At 67.8% G+C, this 19,418-nt stretch carries 26 protein-coding genes; 18 read left to right on the plus strand and 8 right to left on the minus strand.

Annotation, left to right across the window (positions count from 1 at the left end; genetic code table 11):
- Window positions 1-5 precede the first annotated feature (5 nt).
- Window positions 6-845 carry a pyrroline-5-carboxylate reductase gene (proC, locus tag ASD13_RS13240; RefSeq protein ID WP_055870005.1) on the plus strand — a complete coding sequence of 280 codons (840 nt, stop codon included), beginning with the start codon at window positions 6-8 and terminating at the stop codon, window positions 843-845.
- 80 nt (window positions 846-925) lie between these two features.
- Here the strand turns inward: proC and ASD13_RS13245 are convergent, their stop codons facing one another.
- The 4 genes from ASD13_RS13245 to ASD13_RS13260 form a co-directional block, all read right to left on the minus strand.
- Window positions 926-2,518 carry a hypothetical protein gene (locus tag ASD13_RS13245; RefSeq protein WP_055870008.1) on the minus strand — a complete coding sequence of 531 codons (1,593 nt, stop codon included), beginning with the start codon at window positions 2,516-2,518 and terminating at the stop codon, window positions 926-928.
- Window positions 2,500-3,276, minus strand: a complete 777-nt coding sequence (locus ASD13_RS13250; protein WP_055871145.1) for an ABC transporter ATP-binding protein — start codon at window positions 3,274-3,276, stop codon at window positions 2,500-2,502. Before ASD13_RS13250 ends, ASD13_RS13245 begins: the two co-directional genes overlap by 19 nt.
- Window positions 3,277-3,353: 77 nt before the next feature.
- Window positions 3,354-4,025, minus strand: coding sequence for a potassium channel family protein (locus ASD13_RS13255; protein WP_017828119.1), 672 nt, complete (start codon window positions 4,023-4,025; stop codon window positions 3,354-3,356).
- Window positions 4,018-5,448 (minus strand): TrkH family potassium uptake protein, encoded by a 1,431-nt coding sequence (locus ASD13_RS13260; RefSeq protein ID WP_055870011.1) that lies wholly within the window; start codon window positions 5,446-5,448, stop codon window positions 4,018-4,020. Before ASD13_RS13260 ends, ASD13_RS13255 begins: the two co-directional genes overlap by 8 nt.
- Window positions 5,449-5,554: 106 nt before the next feature.
- On the opposite strand from ASD13_RS13260, the gene ASD13_RS13265 reads away from it, so the two are divergent.
- From ASD13_RS13265 to ASD13_RS13305, 10 genes are all read left to right on the plus strand, one after another.
- Window positions 5,555-5,971, plus strand: a complete 417-nt coding sequence (locus tag ASD13_RS13265) for an ArsR/SmtB family transcription factor (protein WP_055871149.1) — start codon at window positions 5,555-5,557, stop codon at window positions 5,969-5,971.
- Between the two features lie 68 nt (window positions 5,972-6,039).
- Entirely contained in the window at window positions 6,040-6,750 is a 711-nt protein-coding gene (locus tag ASD13_RS13270) for a DUF2071 domain-containing protein (protein ID WP_055870015.1), read from the plus strand.
- Between the two features lie 260 nt (window positions 6,751-7,010).
- Window positions 7,011-7,202, plus strand: coding sequence for a helix-turn-helix domain-containing protein (locus tag ASD13_RS13275; protein ID WP_017204627.1), 192 nt, complete (start codon window positions 7,011-7,013; stop codon window positions 7,200-7,202).
- A gap of 153 nt (window positions 7,203-7,355) precedes the next feature.
- Entirely contained in the window at window positions 7,356-7,454 is a 99-nt protein-coding gene (locus ASD13_RS17250; protein WP_003792170.1) for a 30S ribosomal protein bS22, read from the plus strand.
- 78 nt (window positions 7,455-7,532) lie between these two features.
- Window positions 7,533-7,835 carry a rhodanese-like domain-containing protein gene (locus ASD13_RS13280; RefSeq protein ID WP_017828123.1) on the plus strand — a complete coding sequence of 101 codons (303 nt, stop codon included), beginning with the start codon at window positions 7,533-7,535 and terminating at the stop codon, window positions 7,833-7,835.
- Window positions 7,832-8,128, plus strand: coding sequence for a glutaredoxin family protein (locus ASD13_RS13285; protein WP_055870017.1), 297 nt, complete (start codon window positions 7,832-7,834; stop codon window positions 8,126-8,128). Before ASD13_RS13280 ends, ASD13_RS13285 begins: the two co-directional genes overlap by 4 nt.
- Window positions 8,125-8,427, plus strand: a complete 303-nt coding sequence (locus tag ASD13_RS13290; RefSeq protein WP_055870019.1) for a Dabb family protein — start codon at window positions 8,125-8,127, stop codon at window positions 8,425-8,427. The genes ASD13_RS13285 and ASD13_RS13290 overlap by 4 nt, the downstream gene beginning before the upstream one ends.
- Before the next feature lie 172 nt (window positions 8,428-8,599).
- Window positions 8,600-9,418: a basic amino acid ABC transporter substrate-binding protein gene (locus ASD13_RS13295; protein WP_055870021.1), complete on the plus strand. Its 819-nt coding sequence runs from the start codon at window positions 8,600-8,602 to the stop codon at window positions 9,416-9,418.
- A gap of 34 nt (window positions 9,419-9,452) precedes the next feature.
- Window positions 9,453-10,250, plus strand: coding sequence for an amino acid ABC transporter permease (locus ASD13_RS13300; protein WP_055870022.1), 798 nt, complete (start codon window positions 9,453-9,455; stop codon window positions 10,248-10,250).
- Window positions 10,247-11,002: an amino acid ABC transporter ATP-binding protein gene (locus ASD13_RS13305; protein ID WP_017828128.1), complete on the plus strand. Its 756-nt coding sequence runs from the start codon at window positions 10,247-10,249 to the stop codon at window positions 11,000-11,002. The genes ASD13_RS13300 and ASD13_RS13305 overlap by 4 nt, the downstream gene beginning before the upstream one ends.
- Window positions 11,003-11,073: 71 nt before the next feature.
- Here the strand turns inward: ASD13_RS13305 and ASD13_RS13310 are convergent, their stop codons facing one another.
- The gene (locus tag ASD13_RS13310) at window positions 11,074-11,253 is read right to left on the minus strand and encodes a YegP family protein (protein WP_021198051.1); all 180 of its coding nucleotides are present in this window, start codon (window positions 11,251-11,253) and stop codon (window positions 11,074-11,076) included.
- Between the two features lie 344 nt (window positions 11,254-11,597).
- On the opposite strand from ASD13_RS13310, the gene ASD13_RS13315 reads away from it, so the two are divergent.
- On the plus strand, window positions 11,598-12,011 hold the full coding sequence (locus ASD13_RS13315; RefSeq protein ID WP_055870024.1) for a hypothetical protein: 414 nt from the start codon (window positions 11,598-11,600) through the stop codon (window positions 12,009-12,011).
- A 58-nt stretch (window positions 12,012-12,069) separates the two neighbouring features.
- Here ASD13_RS13315 and ASD13_RS13320 read toward each other — a convergent pair whose 3' ends face one another.
- Window positions 12,070-12,585, minus strand: coding sequence for a GNAT family N-acetyltransferase (locus ASD13_RS13320; RefSeq protein ID WP_055870026.1), 516 nt, complete (start codon window positions 12,583-12,585; stop codon window positions 12,070-12,072).
- A gap of 111 nt (window positions 12,586-12,696) precedes the next feature.
- Here ASD13_RS13320 and ASD13_RS13325 point away from each other — a divergent pair, with 111 nt between their 5' ends.
- Entirely contained in the window at window positions 12,697-13,479 is a 783-nt protein-coding gene (locus ASD13_RS13325) for a sulfite exporter TauE/SafE family protein (protein ID WP_055871151.1), read from the plus strand.
- Between the two features lie 76 nt (window positions 13,480-13,555).
- Here ASD13_RS13325 and aspS read toward each other — a convergent pair whose 3' ends face one another.
- On the minus strand, window positions 13,556-15,337 hold the full coding sequence (aspS, locus tag ASD13_RS13330) for an aspartate--tRNA ligase (RefSeq protein WP_055870027.1): 1,782 nt from the start codon (window positions 15,335-15,337) through the stop codon (window positions 13,556-13,558).
- 143 nt (window positions 15,338-15,480) lie between these two features.
- Here aspS and ASD13_RS13335 point away from each other — a divergent pair, with 143 nt between their 5' ends.
- Complete coding sequence (locus ASD13_RS13335) at window positions 15,481-15,855, plus strand: DUF5684 domain-containing protein (protein ID WP_017828137.1); 375 nt, start codon at window positions 15,481-15,483, stop codon at window positions 15,853-15,855.
- 1 nt (window position 15,856) lies between these two features.
- Window positions 15,857-16,486: a histidine phosphatase family protein gene (locus ASD13_RS13340; RefSeq protein WP_055870030.1), complete on the plus strand. Its 630-nt coding sequence runs from the start codon at window positions 15,857-15,859 to the stop codon at window positions 16,484-16,486.
- A 24-nt stretch (window positions 16,487-16,510) separates the two neighbouring features.
- On the opposite strand, the gene ASD13_RS13345 is transcribed toward ASD13_RS13340, so the two are convergent.
- Entirely contained in the window at window positions 16,511-17,467 is a 957-nt protein-coding gene (locus ASD13_RS13345; RefSeq protein ID WP_235562590.1) for an NAD(P)/FAD-dependent oxidoreductase, read from the minus strand.
- 6 nt (window positions 17,468-17,473) lie between these two features.
- Between ASD13_RS13345 and ASD13_RS13350 the strand changes: the two genes are divergently transcribed.
- From ASD13_RS13350 to ASD13_RS13360, 3 genes are all read left to right on the plus strand, one after another.
- Window positions 17,474-17,878 carry a MerR family transcriptional regulator gene (locus ASD13_RS13350; protein ID WP_055870033.1) on the plus strand — a complete coding sequence of 135 codons (405 nt, stop codon included), beginning with the start codon at window positions 17,474-17,476 and terminating at the stop codon, window positions 17,876-17,878.
- Window positions 17,879-17,940: 62 nt separating this feature from the next.
- A complete protein-coding gene (locus ASD13_RS13355; protein WP_082531512.1) occupies window positions 17,941-18,597 on the plus strand; it encodes a TlpA family protein disulfide reductase in 657 nt (218 codons plus the stop codon).
- Window positions 18,598-18,613: 16 nt separating this feature from the next.
- On the plus strand, window positions 18,614-19,399 hold the full coding sequence (locus tag ASD13_RS13360) for a cytochrome c biogenesis CcdA family protein (RefSeq protein WP_017828142.1): 786 nt from the start codon (window positions 18,614-18,616) through the stop codon (window positions 19,397-19,399).
- Window positions 19,400-19,418: the final 19 nt, after the last annotated feature.

Genomic DNA, 19,418 nt, shown 5'->3' on the forward strand with positions numbered 1-19,418 from the left:
ACGACATGGCTGACTCGCTTCCTTCCCTCGCTTTCCTCGGTGCCGGCTCGATGGGCGGTGCGATCCTGCGCGGAGTGGTCGCCTCGGGCATCCGGATCGACGGCGGGATCACCGCGACGAACCGCACTGCGGAGAAGGCGGAGGCGTTCGCCGACCTCGACGGCGTCACGAGCGTCGCCCTCGCCGAGCGTCCGGAGGGCAACGTCGAGGCAGCCGCGGGAGCGCGGATCGTGCTGGTCGGCGTGAAGCCGGCGATGGTGCCCGATCTGTTGCGCGAGATCGCCCCGCACCTCGCCGCCGACGCGATCGTGGTGAGTGTCGCCGCCGGCGTCACGTTGCAGACCTTCGCCGATGTGCTCGGTCCTGAAGCCCGAGTCATCCGCTCGATGCCCAACACTCCGTCGACCGTGCGCAAGGGCGTCACCGGTCTCGCCGCCGGCGCTGCGATCCCGGCCGAGGATCTCGCTCTCGTCCGCCGCCTCTTCGAGACCGTCGGGGCTGTCGTCGAGGTGCCGGAGTCTCAGATCGATGCGTTGTCGACGATCTCGGGCTCAGGGCCCGCTTACGTCTACCTGCTGATCGAGGAGTTCACGAAGGCCGCCGTCGGCATGGGATTCGCCGATGCCGATGCGCGGCTCATGGTCGAGCAGACGTTCATCGGGGCGACAGCCCTGCTCGATGCCTCGGGCGAGGAGCCGGCAGAGTTGCGCCGTCGCGTCACGAGCCCGAAGGGAACGACCGAGCGGGCGATCGCCGTGCTGCAGGACGCGCACCTCGATCGCACTTTCGCCCAGGCTGCGGACGCCGCACTCGCACGGGCCAGGGAGCTCGCCGCCGGAGCCTGAGCCATGCGACTGCGGATCGAGGGTGCGATCTGGTGATCGAGATCGTGCTCGACATCGACGCCTGACCCGGTCCGCCGCGGTCAGCTCTCGCTGGACACGTCGGCGAGCACCTCGGGCCAGCGACGATCCAGGATCTTCCCGCCGAGCACGGTTCCGCCCCAGAGCGCCAGACCGCCGAAGACGATGCCGCAGGCGAGGCTGATCCACCCCAGCCCGGGATTCCAGATCGCTGCGATGGCGAATCCGAGCGCCGGTGCACCGAGCACGAGCGTGATCGGGCCGATGATGATCATCGCGAGCAGCGACTGAGCTCCGCCGGAGGATCCGCGGCCGAAGGGGTTCGCCTCCGGGGCCGGTGCCCGCCCGGGGAGGAAACTGCCCACCCACGCTCCGGCGCCGGCGGCGATCGCCGTGAGGCCGAGCGACGCACCGAGGCTGCCGGGCAGCAGGTCCGGCCGTCCTGCGAGCAGGCAGGTCGCCACGCACAGCGCGACCGTGACCGGTACCGCGATCAGTCCGAAGCCGAGCAGGCGCCCCGCGCGGTCGGCGGCCCCGGTGACTCCGGTAAGGATGTGCATGGCGACGGCGTCGTTGTCGTAGGCGATCGCCATCTGCACGATCGTTCCGGTGAGCAGGGCGTTGATCGCGGGGATCAGGGTGATCGCGGGGGCGAAGCCGATCGCCTCCTCCTGCAGACCGTTCATGAGGGCGATACCGATGAAGATCGCCGGCAGCAGCAGGAGCATCACGATGTTGACGAGCTGTCGCGGATCGCGGCGGAAGTAGCGCAGAGACCGTGCAGCGACCGCGCCCGTCGAGTTCGCCGGCAGCATCCGATCGAGCAGGCCACCGGAGCGCACTCGTCCGCCACCGCTGCTCTGGATCGGCGAGACGAGACGCGCGGCCAGAAGGCGCTGCGACGCGAACCATAGGACGAACACAGTCGCGAGGGCGATCACCAGGCGAAGCGCCGCGGTGACGACGTCGCCCTGCGCGGCCGATGCGGAAACCCCGAACACAGCGCCGACCGGTGTCCATCCGACGATGTCCGCGACCATGGAGAAGGCTCCGCCGACGTCGGTCACCGTGGTGAGCGCACCGATCCCGAGGTTGAGGATCAGCCCGGACGAGGCGGCGAGCAGCACACCGAGAGTCAGCACCAGATCACGCGTGCTGCGACGCGCGAGCCAGCCGGCGAGCAGGCCGCTCACCACGCGCGCACCGAGCACGCAGGTGACGACGGCCACGGGGATCATGAGGAGGGCGGTGAACAGTGCCGGCAGGCTCACCGACCAGCCCACCAGCATCAGCAGCAGTGCGACCGTGGTGCCGATGCCGCCGATGGTCGTGGCCCCTGCGATCACGAATCCGGGCAGCAGTGCGGGCGCGGTCACGGGCAGCAGCGCGAAGCGCTCGGGAGCGAGTGAGTCGTCGGCGCTGACCAGGATCGAGCCGATCCACCATCCGATGACGATCGCGGCCCCGGTGAGCACGAGGGCGGTGACGGCACCCTCCGGCGCGGCGAATCGCAGAGCGACGAGCCCGGCGGTGAGAACGGCCAGGAGGCCGAGGGCGATCATCCCGGTGATGATGAGGGTGACGATCATCCAGGGATTGCGGGACAGCTGATGACGCAGCTGCCGCCAGCGCAGGCTTACGAGGAGCGCAACCATGCGAGCGTCTCCGTCCCGAGGTCGTGCGCCCCCACGAGCGTGAGGAATCGCTGCTGCAGCGAGAGGCCGGCGCGCACCTCGTCGAGCGGGCCGTGCGCGAGCAGGCGTCCTTCGGCGACGATGGCGACCCTGTCGCACATCGACTCGACGAGCTCCATCACGTGGCTGGACAGCACGACCGTGCCGCCGCCGTCGACGAAGGAGCGCAGGATCTGACGGATCGTCTCGCCCGATACCGGGTCGACCGCCTCCAGCGGCTCGTCGAGGATGAGCAGTCGAGGTGCGTGGATCAGCGCGCAGGCGAGCCCGATCTTCTTGCGCATGCCGGCGGAGTAGTCGACGACGAGCGTGTCCCGCGCATCGGCGAGCCCCAGCGCATCGAGGAGATCACCGGTCCGCGAGACGACCTCCGTCTCGGCCATTCCGCGCAGCAGCCCGGTGTAACGCAGCAGCTCGGCGCCGGTCAGCCGGTCGAGCATGCGGATGCCGTCGGGGAGCACACCCATGCGCGCTTTCGCCTCTGCGGGGTTCTGCCACACGTCCGCACCGAGCACCCAGGCGGTTCCCGCATCCGGACGCAGCAGGCCCGTGGCCATCGCGAGCGTCGTGGTCTTGCCGGCGCCGTTCGGGCCGAGCAGGCCGAGCATGGATCCGGCGGGCACATCGAGGGAGAGACCGTCGACGGCGACCTTCTGCCCGAACTGCTTGCGAAGCCCGCGAAGGGCGAGGACGGGAGGGGCCGCTGTGGGGTCGGTCATGAATCCCATCCCACCACGGCTGTGCGGCCCCGCACATCCGCCGCGAGGGGGAGCCGGGAAACGAAGCCGGGGCGGCGTCAGCGATCGAGGCCGGCGAAGCGCTCGATGTCGCTGTTGGTGCCCGAGACGATGATGAGGTCGTGGTTCGTGACGATCGTGTTCGCCTCGGCATAGCGGAACGGCTTGCCGGGGCTCTTCACGCCCACGACGGTGACCTTGTACTTCGAGCGTACGCCCGACTCGTTCAGACCGACACCGCGGATGAACTTCGGCGGGTACATCTTGGCGAGGACGAAGTCGTCGTCGAAGCGGATGAAGTCGAGCATCCGTCCGCTCACGAGGTGCGCCACGCGCTCGCCGGCCTCGCGCTCGGGATAGATGACGTGGTTGGCGCCGACGCGGGCGAGGATCTTGCCGTGCGACTGCGAGACGGCCTTGGCCCAGATCTGCGGCACCTTCAGGTCGACGAGGTTGGCCGTGATCAGCACCGATGCCTCGATCGAGGAACCCACCGCGACGACGGCGACCTGGAAGTCCTGTGCGCCGATCTGCCGGAGGGCATCGATGTTCTTCGCATCGGCCTGCACGGTGTGCGTGACGCGCTCGGACCACTTCTGCACGAGCTCGAGGTTGTCGTCGATCGCGAGCACCTCGCGGTCGAGGCGGTCGAGCTCTCCGGCGCAGGCGGCGCCGAACCGGCCGAGGCCGATGACGAGGACGGGAGCGTCGCCCCGGAGGACTTCAACCAACGATCGGCCTTTCCGCGGGCAGTGAGTAGTACTGCGTTCGTGATGTCGCGGCGACTGCCGCGGCGAGAGTCACTGTACCAACGCGGCCCATGAAGATGGTCGCGGCCATGACGTACGACGCCGAATCGGGGAGCTCTGCGGTGAGCCCTGTCGACAGCCCCACAGTGCCGAACGCCGAGATGACATCGAACAGGACATGGCTGATGTCCGCCTTGGTGATCTGGGCGATCACGATCGTCGACAGGGCGACGATGGTCGCGCCCCATGCGACGACGCTGAGGGCGACGCGCTGCACATCGCTCGGGATGCGGCGGCCGAAGGCCTCGACCGACTGGCGCCCCTTGGCCTCGGACCACACGGCGATCGCCAGCACCGCGAGAGTGGTCACCTTGATGCCGCCGGCGGTCGAGGCGGAGCCGCCGCCGACGAACATCAGCATGCTCGCGGCGAGCAGGGATGAGCCGTTCAGATCGTCCATCTCGATGACGTTGAAGCCACCGGAGCGGGTCATCGCCGAGAGGAAGAAGGCCTGGAACGTGGTGTCGGTGGCATCCATCGACCCGAACGTCTTGGGGTTGTTGAACTCGAGGACCACGAACACGGCGGCACCCAGGATGAACAGCAGGATGGTGGTGACGAGCGTGAGCTTGGTGTGCAGCGACCAGCGCTTCACATGCCAGACGTGCTTGGCGAGGGTGTAGATGACGGGGAAGCCGATGCTGCCGAGGAAGACGCCCACCATGAGGAGCGAGAGCACGAGGTAGTCGTCGGCGAACACGGCGACGCCGCCGTCGTTCGGTGCGAACCCGGTGTTCGTGAACGCCATCGCCGCGAAGTAGGGAGCCTCCCAGAGTGCCGCGATCGGGTCGACCTCGGCCATCACGAGCGCGGGGTAGAGGAGTATCGCGAGCGAGGCCTCGATGATCAGCGCTGACACGGCGACCGTGGTCAGCAGCTGGCCGACCTCGCCGAGCCGCACGGTCTGGCTCTCGTTGACCACGCCGCCGTGCGCCCGCATCGGATTGGTGTCGCCGGCGGCCATCAGCTTGGCGCGCAGGCCGAGGCGCTTCGAGATCAGCATGCCCATGAGCGAGGCGAGGGTGAGGACACCCAGTGCGCCGATGTTCACGCCGAGGAACACCACGACATGACCGAACGGCGACCAGTAGTTGGCCATGTCGACGGTCGCGAGTCCGGTGACGCAGATGGTGGAGACGGCGGTGAAGAGGGCATCGCTCAGCGGCGTCACGGTTCCGCTCGCGGAGGCGATCGGCAGGGAGAGCAGCACGGTGAAGACCAGGATCAGCAGCGCGAAGATGACGATCGCGAAGCGTGACGGCGAAGAGGTGACGAGGTGCTTGACCCAACCGGCCGCGCTCTTGAGGCTCTGCCGCGGGGACGACGCCGAAACGATGCCCGACATCGCTGCCCCCTGTGGTTTCTCCTTCGGCCGCGCACAGCGGCCGCACGGCGCCTGTCGCCGAGCCTTCGTCATGGTACTCCGTGCCGGGGACGACTACCCTGAACTCATGACGGACATCTTCGACGTGATCGCAGACGGTACGAGGCGAGACATCCTCCAGCTCCTGCTGCGGCGCACGACCGAAGGAGAGGCGGGCACGAGCGTCAGCCAGATCGTCGCCGATCTGGGCATCAGCCAGCCCACCGTGTCCAAGCACCTGAAGGTGCTGCGCGACGCCGAGCTCGTCACCGTGCGCGAAGACGGCCAGCGCCGCTTCTACAGTCTCGCGGTCGAGCCGCTGGAGGCCGTGGACGACTGGCTGGTGCCGTTCCTGGTCGACGCTTTCGGCGACGGTGCTCCCGACATCGTCTACCCGGGCATCCCGCTCAACGAAAGCGCCACCCATGCGGCCGAGGTCGTCGGACGTGCGGCGGCATCCGCGAAGCACGTCGTCGCCAACGCCCTCAAGCGGCTCGGAGCCTGACGGCCGAGTGGCCGGCCCCCTCTCGCTGAAGGCTTGTAGCTATTTAGCGAAGCTGTTAAATTGAAGGCATGAACCTTCTCCTGCGCACTCTCCGTGGCCGGATGCGGCGCCGTCTGCTGCTGACCTATCGGGTCGATCCCGCGGTCGCGGGCGGGATCATCCCTGCCCCCTTTCGACCCCAACTCGTCGACGGGAGCGCCGTCGGGGGAGTGTGCCTGATCGCGCTGACGGAGTTGCGTCCCGGCTGGGTGCGTCCGCGCTGGGGCATCTCCACGGAGAACGCCGCGCACCGATTCGCGGTCGAGTGGGACGAGGGCGGGGCGACGCACACGGGCGTGTACGTCATCGAACGGCACTCCTCCGACATCGTGCCGGTCGTCGGGGGCGGCAGGTTCTTCCCGGGAATCCAGCGGCGCGCACGGTTCGTGATCGAGGAGACCGGTGCCAGATTCCGGGTCGGGATGGAGGCGTCCGACGCGAGCGTGTTCGCTGACGTCGAGGTGACCGACGGATGGGAGAGCACGCTCTTCCCGACGGTCGACGACGCCTCGCAGTTCTACCGTGCGGGCTCGATCGGCTGGTCGCCGCGGCGGGACGGCAGAGGAGCGGAGGCGGTGGAGCTGTCGACGACGCGGTGGGTCGCGGAGGCGGGGCGCGTGAACGAGGTCGGGTCGTCGTTCTTCGACGGGCTTCCGCGAGGGGCTGCGCAGATCGACAGTGCCCTCGTGATGCGCGACCTCCCCGTCAGCTGGCGCAGACCCGCAACGACTCGCCCCTGACGACAGGGGGGCTTGTCGTCAGGGGCGAGGTGCGGGTCCCCACACCCGGGGCGGACTCGGCGGTGCCGGCGCGAGCCCTGAGATCACGATCGCAGTGCGGGATGAGCGAATGCCGCAGAACGTCTATGTCTGTGCTGGGACGGCTGCCCGGCGGAGCGCGCTCGTCGGCGGTGTCGTCCCACTGATCACACGAGCCACAGAGGTTTACACGCGTCCCAGCTACCCCATAGAGTGTGCTCATCGAGAAAGGGGTACGTGGGATGCCCGAAGTTCCTGACGTCCGATTCCTCACGGTTGCTGAGGTCGCAGAGCTGATGCGCGTGTCCAAGATGACCGTGTATCGGCTCGTTCACGCGGGCGAGCTGCCGGCCGTCCGTTTCGGGCGCAGCTATCGCGTGCCCGAGTCTGCCGTAGCCGACGCGCTGCAGCGCCCGATCGCCGACGTCGGCTGACGTCGCCGGCTGTCTCGAACTCCGTCGCCCCGGGCGAAGGATGCGTGACAGCCCATGCCTTCGGGTTTGCTAGACTGACCCGAGGCATTTTCCGTGCCCGTACCCGGGTGTCCGATTTCGGCGACACCCAGCCACTGACTTAGTGAGGTTTCCGTGGGTTCTGTCATCAAGAAGCGCCGCAAGCGCATGGCGAAGAAGAAGCACCGCAAGCTGCTTCGTAAGACTCGCCACCAGCGTCGCAACAAGAAGTAAGCGACCAGACACGAGCGCCTGTCTTCGGACGGGCGCTTTGTGTCTCCGGCCGCATCTCCGTCCCGCCGAGAGGATGTCATGAAGTCGATCACCGTCACCGAGCTCGCCGAGCGCACCGGTATCCCGCTCATCGATGTGCGGGAGGTGGACGAGTTCGCCGCAGGCCACGTGCCCGGGGCCGTCAACATCCCGATGTCCGAGATCGGCAACCGGCTGGAAGAGCTCCCCGCGGAGGCGTTCGACGTCATCTGCCAGGCGGGTGGGCGGTCGGCGCGTGTGGTCGAGGCGCTGGAGTCGCGCGGCTACGACGCCACGAACGTCGAAGGCGGGACCGGCGAGTGGATCGCCCAGGGGCGCCAGGTCGAGGTGCCGTCGGCGTGACCACGCTGACCCTGATCGGCAAGCCCGACTGTCACCTCTGCGACGTCGCCTCCGACGTCATCGATGCCGTCGTCGCCGAGCTGCCCGATGCCGCGGCCGAGCAGATCGAGATCGTCGAGGCCTCCATCCAGGACGACCCCGCGCTGTACGAGCTGTGGTGGGAGAAGATCCCGGTCGTGCTCATCGACGGCGAGCTGCACGCGCATTGGCGGGTGGCGCCCGATCGGCTGCGCGAAGCGCTCGAGGACTCTCTTCGCGCAGACGCGCTGACCGGAACGAAGGAATCTCTGTGACCATCCGCCATGTCGTGACCTGGAAGCTCGCCGCCGAAGACGTCGCAGAGCGCGGTGCGCAGGCGGCTGAGGTCGCTCGCCGTCTGAACGCCCTCGACGGCGTCGTTCCGCAGCTCCTCTCCATCTCCGCGGGAGCGAACGTCGCCTACCCGGAAGCGAACTGGGACGTCACGCTCGTCGCGGACTTCGCGTCGATCGCGGCGATCGAGGAGTACCAGGTGCACCCCGCACACGCCGAGGTGGCCGCGTACATCCGCACCGTGGTCGCGTCTCGCGTCGCTGTCGACTTCGAGGTCTGAGACCGCGTCGCGCCGGCCCCGGAATTCGGTTTCTTCGCGTGACCGGGGCGTACTTGCAACACAAACGTAATGCGCGTCTATGCCGATGCCATTGGTCACGCGACGAGCCGCATGTTTAGATGAACTCCTATCCGTCAGCGGGCCTTCGTGCCCTCGACTCACAGGAGCCGACATGCCTCGTCGCAACCTCATCGCCGGTCTCGCCCTCGTGGCGACGGCCACCCTCGCGCTCGCCGGCTGCGCCACCGGATCATCCGACGCGGGCAGCAGTGACGCTCCCGCCGCCGACGACAAGTACGGTCTCGTCGAGGCCGGAACGCTCACCGTGTGCTCAGATGTTCCCTACCCGCCGTTCGAGGTCGAGGACCCGTCCAGCGAGACCGGCTATTCCGGATTCGACATCGATCTGCTCGGCGCGATCGCCGAGAAGATCGACCTGAAGCTCTCCGTGCAGGACGTGGGTTTCGACGCCCTGCAGTCGGGCACCACGCTTGCTGCCGGCACGTGCGACATCGGTGCCTCCGCGATGACGATCACCGACGAGCGCAAGGCCAACCTCGACTTCTCCGACCCGTACGTCGACTCGCTGCAGTCGCTTCTCGTGCGTACCGACTCGGACATCAAGTCGATCGACGACCTCGACGGCAAGAACGTCGGTGTGCAGCAGGGCACGACCGGCGAGACCTACGCGGGCGAGAACGCTCCGGGCGCGCAGCTCGTGCAGTATCCCTCGGACGGTGAGCTGTGGCCGGCCATGCAGGCGGGTCAGATCGACGCGATCCTGCAGGACCAGCCCGTCAACTACGTGCACGAGCAGGATGACCCCGACTACAAGATCGTCGAGACGTACCCGACCGACGAGTCGTACGGCTTCGCCTTCGCCAAGGGGGAGAAGGACGAGCTGCGCGATGCCGTCAACAAGGCGCTCAAGGAGCTCCAGGACGACGGCGGCTACCAGAAGATCTACGACAAGTACCTCGCGGCCAAGTGACCGGCGGCGTCGGTAGAACGGGAGGACCTCGACGATGGCGTTGAGGCGTACCACCAAGAGCAAGCTGTATCGGTACTCGGTCTACGTCGTGCTGCTCGCGATCGCCGTCTGGGCGATCGTGAGCACCGACTGGGCGAAGATCGGGCCGCTGTTCTTCAATCCTGAGGTCGCGGCGAAGATGTTCCCCGGGATCATCACGACCGCCCTGGTCAACACGCTGTGGTTCACGGCCGTGGCCTTCGCTGGCGGCCTGCTGCTCGGCGTCGTGCTGGCGCTGATGAAGCTGTCGACCATCGCGCCGTTCCGGTGGATCGCGACGGTGTGGATCGAGTTGTTCCGCGGGCTTCCCGCGATCCTCACGATCTTCGGCATCGCCTTCATCCTGCCGATCGCACTGGGCGTCCCCGGCACGAAGCTCGGTGGGCCGGTCGTGCTCGGACTCATCGGTCTCATCCTCGTCGCTTCGGCGTACATGGCCGAGACGATCCGTGCCGGTATCCAGGCCGTTCCCAAGGGGCAGACCGAGGCCGCGCGCTCGCTCGGCATGTCGCCCATGAAGACGACGTTCTGGATCATCGTGCCGCAGGGGTTCCGGATCATCATCCCGCCCCTGACCAACGAGTTCGTGCTGCTGCTGAAGGACACGTCGCTGCTGTTCGTGGCTGGTTCCTTCATCTGGTCGAAGGAGCTGACGAACTTCGCCCGTGATGCATCGACGCAGAACACCAACGCGACGCCGCTGATCATGGCGGCGATCCTGTACCTGATCGTGACGATCCCGCTCACGCGCTTCAGCGCGTGGCTCGAACGACGGATGGCGAAGCAGCGATGATCACCGATCTGATTGATGTCCACGCCCCCGCGATCGATGTGCAGGGGCTCGTGAAGTCGTTCGGCGACAACGAGGTGCTCAAGGGCATCGACCTCACCGTCACCAAGGGCGAGGTCGTGTGCGTGATCGGACCCTCGGGCTCGGGAAAGTCGACGCTGCTGCGGTCGGTGAACCTGCTCGAGGAGCCGACCGGCGGCAAGGTGCTGATCGAGGGGATCGACATCACCGACCCCGACGTCGACATCGACCGGGTGCGCACCCGCATCGGCATGGTGTTCCAGAGCTTCAACCTCTTCCCGCACCTCGATGTGATGGGGAACCTCACGATCGCGCAGCAGCGCGTGAAGAAGCGCTCGAAGGCTGAGGCGGCGAGGGTCGCGAAGGAGATGCTCGCCCGCGTCGGGCTGGCGGAGAAGGCCGATGCCTACCCCGGGCATCTGTCGGGAGGACAGCAGCAGCGTGTGGCGATCGCGCGTGCGCTGTGCATGAACCCCGACATGATGCTGTTCGACGAGCCGACATCGGCGCTCGACCCCGAACTGGTCGGCGAGGTGCTGCAGGTCATGCGCTCGCTCGCCGATGAGGGGATGACGATGCTCGTCGTCACGCACGAGATGGGCTTCGCGCGCGAGGTCGGATCTCGCCTGATCTTCATGGACGGTGGACACATCGTCGAGGAAGGCGACCCGCGCGAGGTTCTCGGCAACCCGCAGCACCCGCGCACGAAGGACTTCCTTTCGCGCGTGCTCTGATCCGGGATCGACGAGACCCCCTGCCGCAGATATCTGCGACAGGGGGTCTCGTCGTGAAGCGTGGAAGGAGGTCAGTCGGCTTCGACGACCTCGGCGTCTGCGGCGTTCCGGCGGACGGAGTCGATCCCGTTCAGCGCGGCGGACTTCGACGAGTAGCCCTCGCTGATCGCGATGACCTCGCCGTTGCCGGCCTTCAGACGGAACCGGTACTCGCCGGACTTGTCGGTGTACAGCTCGAACTTGCCTGCCATGAGGCGTCCTTTCTCTCTCGGATGGAGGGAACCCCGCCCCTCGGGCCTCACGCTAGCGCTCGGCGAGGGTCCGGGGAAGAGCGAGGGGTCAGCCGTGTTTCTGACCTCGGTGCAGTATGAGAGGCGAACCTCAACCCTTCGTCGTCGGCTGCTGCGAAATCGAAGCGGTCGAAGTCCGCGGGAGAACCCTCCCTCCCCTGAAGTCTGCAGCGACCGGGTCCGGCAGGCAGGACCTTCATTCTTCAGATGCAGTTCTTCCGGAGGCCACATCGCGTCCCCCCCCTCGCTCCATAGCATGTATCGCGCAAGGTTCAACAGGTCTGGCTGAGAAGGAGTGGTACAGCATGAAGAACAAGGCAAAACTCGGTATCGCCACCATCGCTATCGCACTGTGCGCGAGCATGATGTCATCGCCGGCGGTGGCGCAGACGGGAGCGACTGCCGCTGCGCAGACGGGAGCGAGTGCCGCTGCGCGCGCCGGGTCGGCGACCGTCGTATGGAACTCGGGCTCTCCCACGTACACGTGCGCGGGGCGGGACCAGTACGTGCTGCTCCAGTGGAAGCGCACAGGTGGAACCTCTACGGGATATCGGTTCGTGGACCTCTGGATTCACGGAACGATGCTCAACAACGTCCGCTCAGGCTCCGGCGTCGTGAGCGTCTACACGGGACTCAAATACGCCACCTACTACGAACTCAACGCACTCGGCGGTGGAACCATCGAGTGGGCCACGCTGGGTTGCTATACCGCAGCCTGAGCATGGAGGAGGTCCCCGCCCGGCGCGATGCGCCCGGCAGGGACCTCCTTACGGCGTCTCAGCCCTGCGGGACGCTGTACTTGAAGCCGCGGTGCGAGCCGACGTACCCCAGCCGCTCGTAGAAACGGTGCGCGTCGGTGCGGGAGGCGTCCGAGGTGAGCTGCACCATGCTCGCGCCGACCGCAGGGGCCGCCGCCTCCGACACCCAGCGCATCACGGCGGAGCCGATGCCCGACGAGCGCAGGCTGCTCTGTACGCGGACCGCCTCGACCAGCAGCCGTCGGGCGCCGCGACGTGCCATCCCGGGGATGGAGGTGAGCTGCAGCGTGCCGACGATCGCGCCGTCGAGCTCGACGACGAGCAGGTCGTTCGACGGTTCGGACAGGATCTCGATGAGCCCCTGTCGATAGGCCGGTCGGTCCTCCTCGGAGGCCACATCGCCGCGGGCCGCGCTGATCGGGTCGTCGGCGAGCAGGGCGATCACGGCATCCGTGTCATCGACCGTGGCACGCCGCAGGAGCGCCGTCCCGATGCGCGATTCGAAAGAGTGGGGCAGCGGGAGGGCGTCGAGCATGGCTCCAGTCTGCCAGCGCACGGAGCGGATGCCGGAGCGGCGTCCACTCTCTGGAATCATGGCGAGGTGGATATCGGCGCCGTGCTCGGTCTGGAGCAGCTCACGTGGGGGATGCTCCTGCTCGTCGTCGTCGCTGCGTTCTGCGCCGGCTGGATCGACGCCGTCGTCGGCGGGGGAGGACTGCTACAGCTGCCCGCGCTGCTGCTGATCCCCGGTATCTCGCCGGTGCAGGCCCTTGCGACGAACAAGCTCGCTTCGGTCTTCGGCACCGCGACCAGCAGCGCCACCTACTATCGGCGCGCGAAACCCGACATCCGCACCGCCGTGCCGATGGCGATCGTCGCACTGATCGGCTCGTTCGGGGGAGCGGCCGTCGCGACGGTGCTGCCGCCGGCCGCCTTCAAGCCGATCATCGTGATCGCCCTGCTCGTGGTGGCGTTGTTCACCGCGTTCCGGCCGCAGATGGGGGCGGCGACCCAGCTGCGGTTCCACGGGCACAAGCACCACATCATGGCGGGCGCGGCAGGACTCGGCATCGGCTTCTACGACGGGATGATCGGTCCGGGCACGGGTACCTTCCTCGTCATCACGCTCGTCGCACTGCTCGGCTACGACTTCCTGCAGGCCAGCGCCAAGGCCAAGATCGTCAACCTCGCCACGAACGCGGGCGCACTGATGCTGTTCATCCCGCACGGTGCCGTGCTGTGGCTGCTCGGCGGCATCCTCGCCGTCGCGAACGTCGCGGGCAGCTACCTGGGGTCGCGGATGGCGATCTCCCGCGGGACCACGTTCATCCGGGTCGTCTTCCTCGTGGTCGTGATCGTCCTGATCGGCAAGCTCGGCGTCGACGTCTGGAACGAGAACATCCTCCCCGCCTTCGCATCACTCGGCTGAACGACCGAAAACGCCCGGGTCGCACGAGTCCGAGGACTGCGTGCGGCCCGGGCGTGAGTCCGCGTGGCGGTGGGCGTCAGGCCTCGTCGTCCTCGGGCTCGTAGTCGACGCCGGCCTCGGCGCGCTGCGCGTCGGTGATGGGCGCCGGAGCGGAGGTGAGCGGGTCGAAGCCGTTGCCCGACTTCGGGAAGGCGATGACCTCGCGGATCGACTCGGTCTTGGTCAGGTGCTGCAGCACGCGGTCCATGCCGAGCGCGATCCCGCCGTGGGGCGGGGCACCGAACTTGAACGCGTCGAGCAGGAAGCCGAACTGCTCGTCGGCCTGCTCGTCGCTGATGCCCATGACCTCGAACACGCGCTTCTGCACGTCTTCGCGGTGGATGCGGATCGAGCCGCCACCGAGCTCCGAGCCGTTGCACACGATGTCGTACGCGTAGGCGAGTGCGGATCCGGGGTCGGTGTCGAACGTGTCCTGGAACTCGGGCTTGGGGCCGGTGAAGGCGTGGTGCACGGCCGTCCAGGCGCCCGCGCCGACGGCGACGTCACCGGAGGCCACGGCGTCGGCTGCCGGCTCGAACATCGGAGCGTCGACGACCCAGGTGAAGGCGAATTCATCGGGGTTCAGGTAGCCGAGGCGGCGGCCGATCTCGACGCGCGCGGCACCGAGCAGCGCACGGCTCTCCTTGGTGGAACCGGCGGCGAAGAAGACGCAGTCGCCGGTCTCGGCACCGACGAGCTCGGCGAGTCCGGCCTGCTCGGCCTCGGACAGGTTCTTCGCGGCAGGGCCGCCGAGCGTGCCGTCCTCGTTGAACAGCACGTAGGCGAGGCCGCGGGCGCCGCGCTGCTTGGCCCAGTCCTGCCAGGCGTCGAGCTGCTTGCGGGGCTGCGAGGCGCCACCGGGCATGCGCACCGCGCCGACGTACTCCGCCTGGAAGACGCGGAACGGGGTGTCCTTGAAGTACTCGGTCGCCTCGACGAGCTCGAGTCCGAAGCGCAGGTCGGGCTTGTCGGAGCCGTACTTGGCCATGGCGTCGGCGTAGGTCATGCGCGGCAGGGGCGTGGCCACCTCGACACCGATCGTCGCCCACATCGCCACGATGAGCGACTCCATGAGCGTGATCACGTCTTCCTGGTCGACGAAGCTCATCTCGATGTCGAGCTGCGTGAACTCCGGCTGACGGTCGGCGCGGAAGTCCTCGTCGCGGTAGCAGCGGGCGATCTGGAAGTACTTCTCGACGCCACCGACCATCAGCAGCTGCTTGAACAGCTGCGGCGACTGCGGCAGGGCGTACCAGCTGCCGGGGCTCAGGCGAGCCGGCACCAGGAAGTCGCGCGCGCCTTCGGGCGTGGAGCGCGTGAGGGTGGGCGTCTCGACTTCGGTGAAGTCGTCGGCGTGCAGCACGTCGCGGATCGCCTTGTAGACGTTCGAGCGCAGGCGCAGAGCGGATGCGGGGGCCGGACGACGCAGGTCGAGGTAGCGGTACTTGAGACGGGCTTCCTCGCCCACGGTCTCGGTGTCGGCGAGCGCCGTGGAGACCTGGAAGGGGAGAGGAGCGGACTCGTTCAGCACCTCGACGTCGGTCGCGATGAGCTCGATCTCGCCGGTGGGGAGGTTCGGGTTCGCGTTGCCATCGGGGCGCAGCGACACTTCGCCGGTCACCTTCAGCACGAATTCGTTGCGCAGCGGGTGCGCGATCTCCTCGTCGCGGATGACGACCTGAGCGATGCCGGAGGCGTCCCGCAGATCGATGAAAGCGACTCCTCCGTGGTCACGACGGCGATCGACCCAACCCGAGAGGGTGACGGTCTGACCGATGTGCTCGGCTCGCAGAGAGCCTGCCGAGTGGGTGCGAAGCACGGAGTATTCCTTCTGATCTGGGAAATGGGGAACCCGCCCATTCTACGGGGGCGGTCGGGAGGTCATCGGCCCCGTCGGCGGCGTCCGGGGCGGCATATCAGTAGGATCGCCACGACACAGCTCTTACACAGAAAGGATGCACCGTGGACAACAACGGCATCGCCGATCTCTACGCATCGATCTTCTCCGGTACTACGGGCCTGATCGCGCTCGTCTTCTACATCCTCGTCGCCATCGGGCTGTGGAAGGTGTTCACGAAGGCCGGATACCCCGGCATCCTCGCGATCATCCCGATCGTGAACCTCGTCTTCCTGGTGAAGATCGCCGGAATGTCCGGCTGGTTCGCACTGCTGTACCTCATCCCGGTCGCGAACCTGATCCTCGCGATCATCGTCGCGTTCAAGCTCGGTGAGCGCTTCAACAAGGGCGGGCTCTTCTCGTTCTTCCTGCTTTTCCTCTTCCCGTACATCGGGTACCTGATCCTCGGCTTCGGGGATTCGCGCTACAGCAAGGCGTGACATGACGGCGTCCCGGTTGCACCTCGTCCGACACGGCGAGGTGCACAATCCGGCCCGCGTGCTCTACGGTCGTCTTCCCGACTACCACCTGAGCACGGCGGGCCGGGGGATGGCCGCAGCGGCGGCCGACCACGTGGCCTCGCTCGAGCGTCCCGTGCGCGCGCTGTACTCCTCGCCGCTGGAGCGTGCGCAGGAGTCGGCCGAGCCGCTCGCGGAGCGCTTTGACCTCGTGCCCGAGGTCGACATCCGCCTGATCGAGCCGACCAACGTGTTCGAGGGGACGCAGATGCGCCGTTCCCTGATGAACCCGCTGAACTGGTGGCACCTGCGCCAGCCGTCCGTTCCCAGCTGGGGTGAGCCGTATTCCTCCATCGCGGAGCGGATGCTCGGCATCATGGACGAAGCGTGGGATGCGGCACCGGACGGCGACGTCGTGATGGTCTCGCACCAGGCGCCGATCTGGATCACCCACCTCCGGGTGGCGGGCCTGCCCTTGCAGCACGACCCGCGCACGCGTCGCTGCGCCCTGTCGAGTGTCACCTCGTTCGAGCGCGTCGGCGACGTCTGGCGAGAGGTCGCCTACGCCGAGCCCGCCGCGACCGGCGGCGCCGTGGACGTCGGCGCGGTCTGAGCCGGTCCTCGCGACGCGCCCCGCTCAGTGCTCGGCGGCCAGGAGTGACTGGATGATGCCGACCGCGGCCAGCTGACCGGCGGCGGCCGCCAGCAGCACGGATGCCATCGGGCCGGGAAGGGTCGCACTGTGGGCGAGATCGCCCGCGGCGAAGACCCCGGGGAGCGAGGTGCGTCCGAACTCGTCGATCTCGATGCAGCCGGACTCGAGCATCTGCAGGTCGAGCTGCGCGGCCAACGGTGACCGCTGGCGCATCGATCCCGCCGCGACGAAGATGCCGTCGACCACGCGCTCATCGTGGTGGGTGCGGATGCGCACGCCTCCGTCGACCTTCTCGAGGGAGGAGACAGGGGCAGGGCTCACCCGCACGCCCTTAGCCTCGAGCATCTGGATGTCTTCGTCGGCGAACATCTCCCCGACGGGGAACACGGTGATGTCCCCGACGATCCGGCCCAGCAGCCCGATGAGGTGCGCGGCCCGAGGTGCGGCGCCGAGGATGGCGATCGGTCTTCCCGCGTGCTCGTGTCCGTCGCAGAACGGGCAGCTGAACGCGAGTGTGCCCCACAGGTCCTGCAGGCCGGGGACGTCGGGAAGGTCGTCGGCGACGCCCGTGGCGAGGATGACCTGGCGCCCCTCGACCACGGAGCCATCGGAGATGCCGACGACGAAGGCGTCCTCGTCGCCCGAGACGCTCATCGCTGCGGCGTCGCGGATATCCACGTCGTCGTAGGCGGAGAGCTCTGCCCGTGCGGTCGCGCGGAGCTGGGCGGGGGCGGTGCCGTCCGCGCCGATCATGTTGTGCATGTGCAGGACGGTGCCGTTGCGGTACTCGCCCGAGTCGAGGAGCAACGTGGAGCGGTGCATCCGCCCGAGGGTCAGAGCGGCCTGCAGTCCTGCCGGTCCTGCGCCGATCACGATGGCGTCGTACATGGTGGTCCTTCCGATGACGTTGTTGCGTTCCTCGTCAGTCTGTGACTTCATGTCAACATGAAGTCAAGCGATGCGCACCCCTGGTCCGTCGGCGACGTGGCCGCCCGCGTCGAACTGCCCACGAACGTGCTGCGGCACTGGGAATCGGTGGGTCTGCTCCGGCCGCCTCGAGACTCCGCGGGGCGCCGGCGCTACGGCGAAGACGAGGTCGTGCGCATCGCCGTGATCCAGCGCAGCAAGGCCGCGGGGATGACGCTCGAACAGATCGGGGTGCTGCTCGACGACGGCAGCGCCGGGCGGCACCAGGTGCTGCAGCAGCATCTGGACGACATCGATCGGCGTATGGAGGAGATGCGCCGATCCCGCGAGATGACCGAGCACGCGATGGGCTGCCGGGCGCACGACATCGCCACCTGCCCGCGGTTCCGTGCGGGTGTGGACGACGTTCTGGCACGCTTCTGAGACCCTCGGCGAGGCGCCCGTTTCCGGCTCGCGCATAGGATCCTCTGCGTAAACTCGGAGTCGTGCCAAGCGATTCGACGGTCCGTCAGATCCGCAGCGGCCGCTCCTCCCGCACCCGGCGTTCGCGTCGTGCGGTCGGTGCCGCGCTCGCTGCGGTGCTCGCCATCGGCTTGAGCGCCTGCGCTCCCGATCCGGTAAGCGAATCGTTCCTGAACGGCGAGAATACGGGCTATGTCGCCGCCGACGGTGCCATCGTCGAGATCCCGGTCTCCGAGCGCGGCGAACCCGTCGTGTTCAGCGGGGTGACCGAGGAGGGCGAGAAGTTCGACAGCGCCGACATCGCCGGACAGGTCGCGGTCGTGAACTTCTGGTACGCCGGCTGTGCGCCGTGCCGCCTCGAGGCCGCCGATCTGGAAGCGGTGTGGCAGGACTTCAGCGATGAGGACGTCGCGTTCGTCGGCATCAACACCCGCGACCAGGCAGACACCGCTGTGGCCTTCGCGAACGAGTACGGCGTCACCTACCCCAGCCTGATCGATGTCGACACCGCCCAGGCCAAGCTCGCCTTCGCGAAGGCGGAGGCCACGCCGATCACTGCGACGCCGACGACCCTCGTGCTCGACAAGCAGGGCCGGGTCGCTGCCCGCATCATCGGCCCGATCGACGGCAAGTCGATCCTCTCCACGCTCGTCAAGGACGCCCTGGCGGAGGACTCGTGACCATCAGGGGAGCCTTGTGAACCCCGAAGCGATCATCGGCTCCGGGGCCCTCTGGATCGCGATCCCGGTCGCGATGCTCGCGGGACTCGTCTCTTTCCTCTCCCCGTGCGTGCTCCCCCTCGTTCCCGGCTACCTCGGCTTCCTCGGCGGTGCCGTCGCGCCTCGGTCGACCGCTGCTGCCGGTGCGGAAGGCGGGACGACGACGCAGACGACCGAGACCGCGACGCGAGGGCGACTCGTCGGGGGCGTGCTGCTGTTCATCCTCGGGTTCACGATCGTCTTCATCCTCTACACCGTGCTCGGCGGAACGGCCGGGGTCTTCCTGCTGCAGTGGGGCGACCTGATCACGCGCATCCTGGGGGTCGTGATCATCGCGATGGGGCTGGTGTTCCTCGGGCTCTTCGGTTTCGCGCAGAAGGAGTTCCGCTTCCACGTCGACTCGAAGGTCGGCGTCGTCGGAGCCCCGCTCCTCGGTATCGCGCTCGGCATCGGATGGGCTCCCTGCATGGGCCCGACGCTCGCGGCGATCCTCGCGCTGTCGTTCAACGCCGGTGATCCTGTGCGGGCGGGCTTCCTCGGTCTCGCCTACTCTCTCGGCCTCGGCATCCCCTTCCTGCTCGTCGCCCTCGGCTTCGGTTGGGCCACGAAGGCGATCGGTTTCCTGCGTCGGCACATCCGGGTGGTCAACATCATCGGTGGCGTGATGCTTCTCCTCCTCGGCGTGCTGATGGTCACCGGGCTCTGGACCGACATCATGTCGAGACTGACGGCGGTGATCGGCAGTGTCATCCTCCCGCTCTGACGATCCGGAGGTGGGCGCG

The organism is Microbacterium sp. Root1433D1 (assembly GCF_001426835.1).
In the GTDB taxonomy this organism is placed as follows: Bacteria; Actinomycetota; Actinomycetes; order Actinomycetales; family Microbacteriaceae; genus Microbacterium; species Microbacterium maritypicum.

Excerpts from the sequence above, each read along its gene's own strand:
- proC (WP_055870005.1), top strand. The coding sequence starts at position 6 with ATGGCTGACTCGCTTCCTTCCCTCGCTTTCCTCGGTGCCGGCTCGATG.
- ASD13_RS13245 (WP_055870008.1), bottom strand. The coding sequence starts at position 2,518 with ATGGTTGCGCTCCTCGTAAGCCTGCGCTGGCGGCAGCTGCGTCATCAG.
- ASD13_RS13250 (WP_055871145.1), bottom strand. The coding sequence starts at position 3,276 with ATGACCGACCCCACAGCGGCCCCTCCCGTCCTCGCCCTTCGCGGGCTT.
- ASD13_RS13260 (WP_055870011.1), bottom strand. The coding sequence starts at position 5,448 with ATGTCGGGCATCGTTTCGGCGTCGTCCCCGCGGCAGAGCCTCAAGAGC.
- ASD13_RS13265 (WP_055871149.1), top strand. The coding sequence starts at position 5,555 with ATGACGGACATCTTCGACGTGATCGCAGACGGTACGAGGCGAGACATC.
- ASD13_RS13270 (WP_055870015.1), top strand. The coding sequence starts at position 6,040 with ATGAACCTTCTCCTGCGCACTCTCCGTGGCCGGATGCGGCGCCGTCTG.
- ASD13_RS13275 (WP_017204627.1), top strand. The coding sequence starts at position 7,011 with ATGCCCGAAGTTCCTGACGTCCGATTCCTCACGGTTGCTGAGGTCGCA.
- ASD13_RS13280 (WP_017828123.1), top strand. The coding sequence starts at position 7,533 with ATGAAGTCGATCACCGTCACCGAGCTCGCCGAGCGCACCGGTATCCCG.
- ASD13_RS13295 (WP_055870021.1), top strand. The coding sequence starts at position 8,600 with ATGCCTCGTCGCAACCTCATCGCCGGTCTCGCCCTCGTGGCGACGGCC.
- ASD13_RS13300 (WP_055870022.1), top strand. The coding sequence starts at position 9,453 with ATGGCGTTGAGGCGTACCACCAAGAGCAAGCTGTATCGGTACTCGGTC.
- ASD13_RS13305 (WP_017828128.1), top strand. The coding sequence starts at position 10,247 with ATGATCACCGATCTGATTGATGTCCACGCCCCCGCGATCGATGTGCAG.
- ASD13_RS13310 (WP_021198051.1), bottom strand. The coding sequence starts at position 11,253 with ATGGCAGGCAAGTTCGAGCTGTACACCGACAAGTCCGGCGAGTACCGG.
- ASD13_RS13315 (WP_055870024.1), top strand. The coding sequence starts at position 11,598 with ATGAAGAACAAGGCAAAACTCGGTATCGCCACCATCGCTATCGCACTG.
- ASD13_RS13320 (WP_055870026.1), bottom strand. The coding sequence starts at position 12,585 with ATGCTCGACGCCCTCCCGCTGCCCCACTCTTTCGAATCGCGCATCGGG.
- ASD13_RS13325 (WP_055871151.1), top strand. The coding sequence starts at position 12,697 with ATGCTCCTGCTCGTCGTCGTCGCTGCGTTCTGCGCCGGCTGGATCGAC.
- ASD13_RS13340 (WP_055870030.1), top strand. The coding sequence starts at position 15,857 with ATGACGGCGTCCCGGTTGCACCTCGTCCGACACGGCGAGGTGCACAAT.
- ASD13_RS13345 (WP_235562590.1), bottom strand. The coding sequence starts at position 17,467 with ATGAAGTCACAGACTGACGAGGAACGCAACAACGTCATCGGAAGGACC.
- ASD13_RS13350 (WP_055870033.1), top strand. The coding sequence starts at position 17,474 with ATGAAGTCAAGCGATGCGCACCCCTGGTCCGTCGGCGACGTGGCCGCC.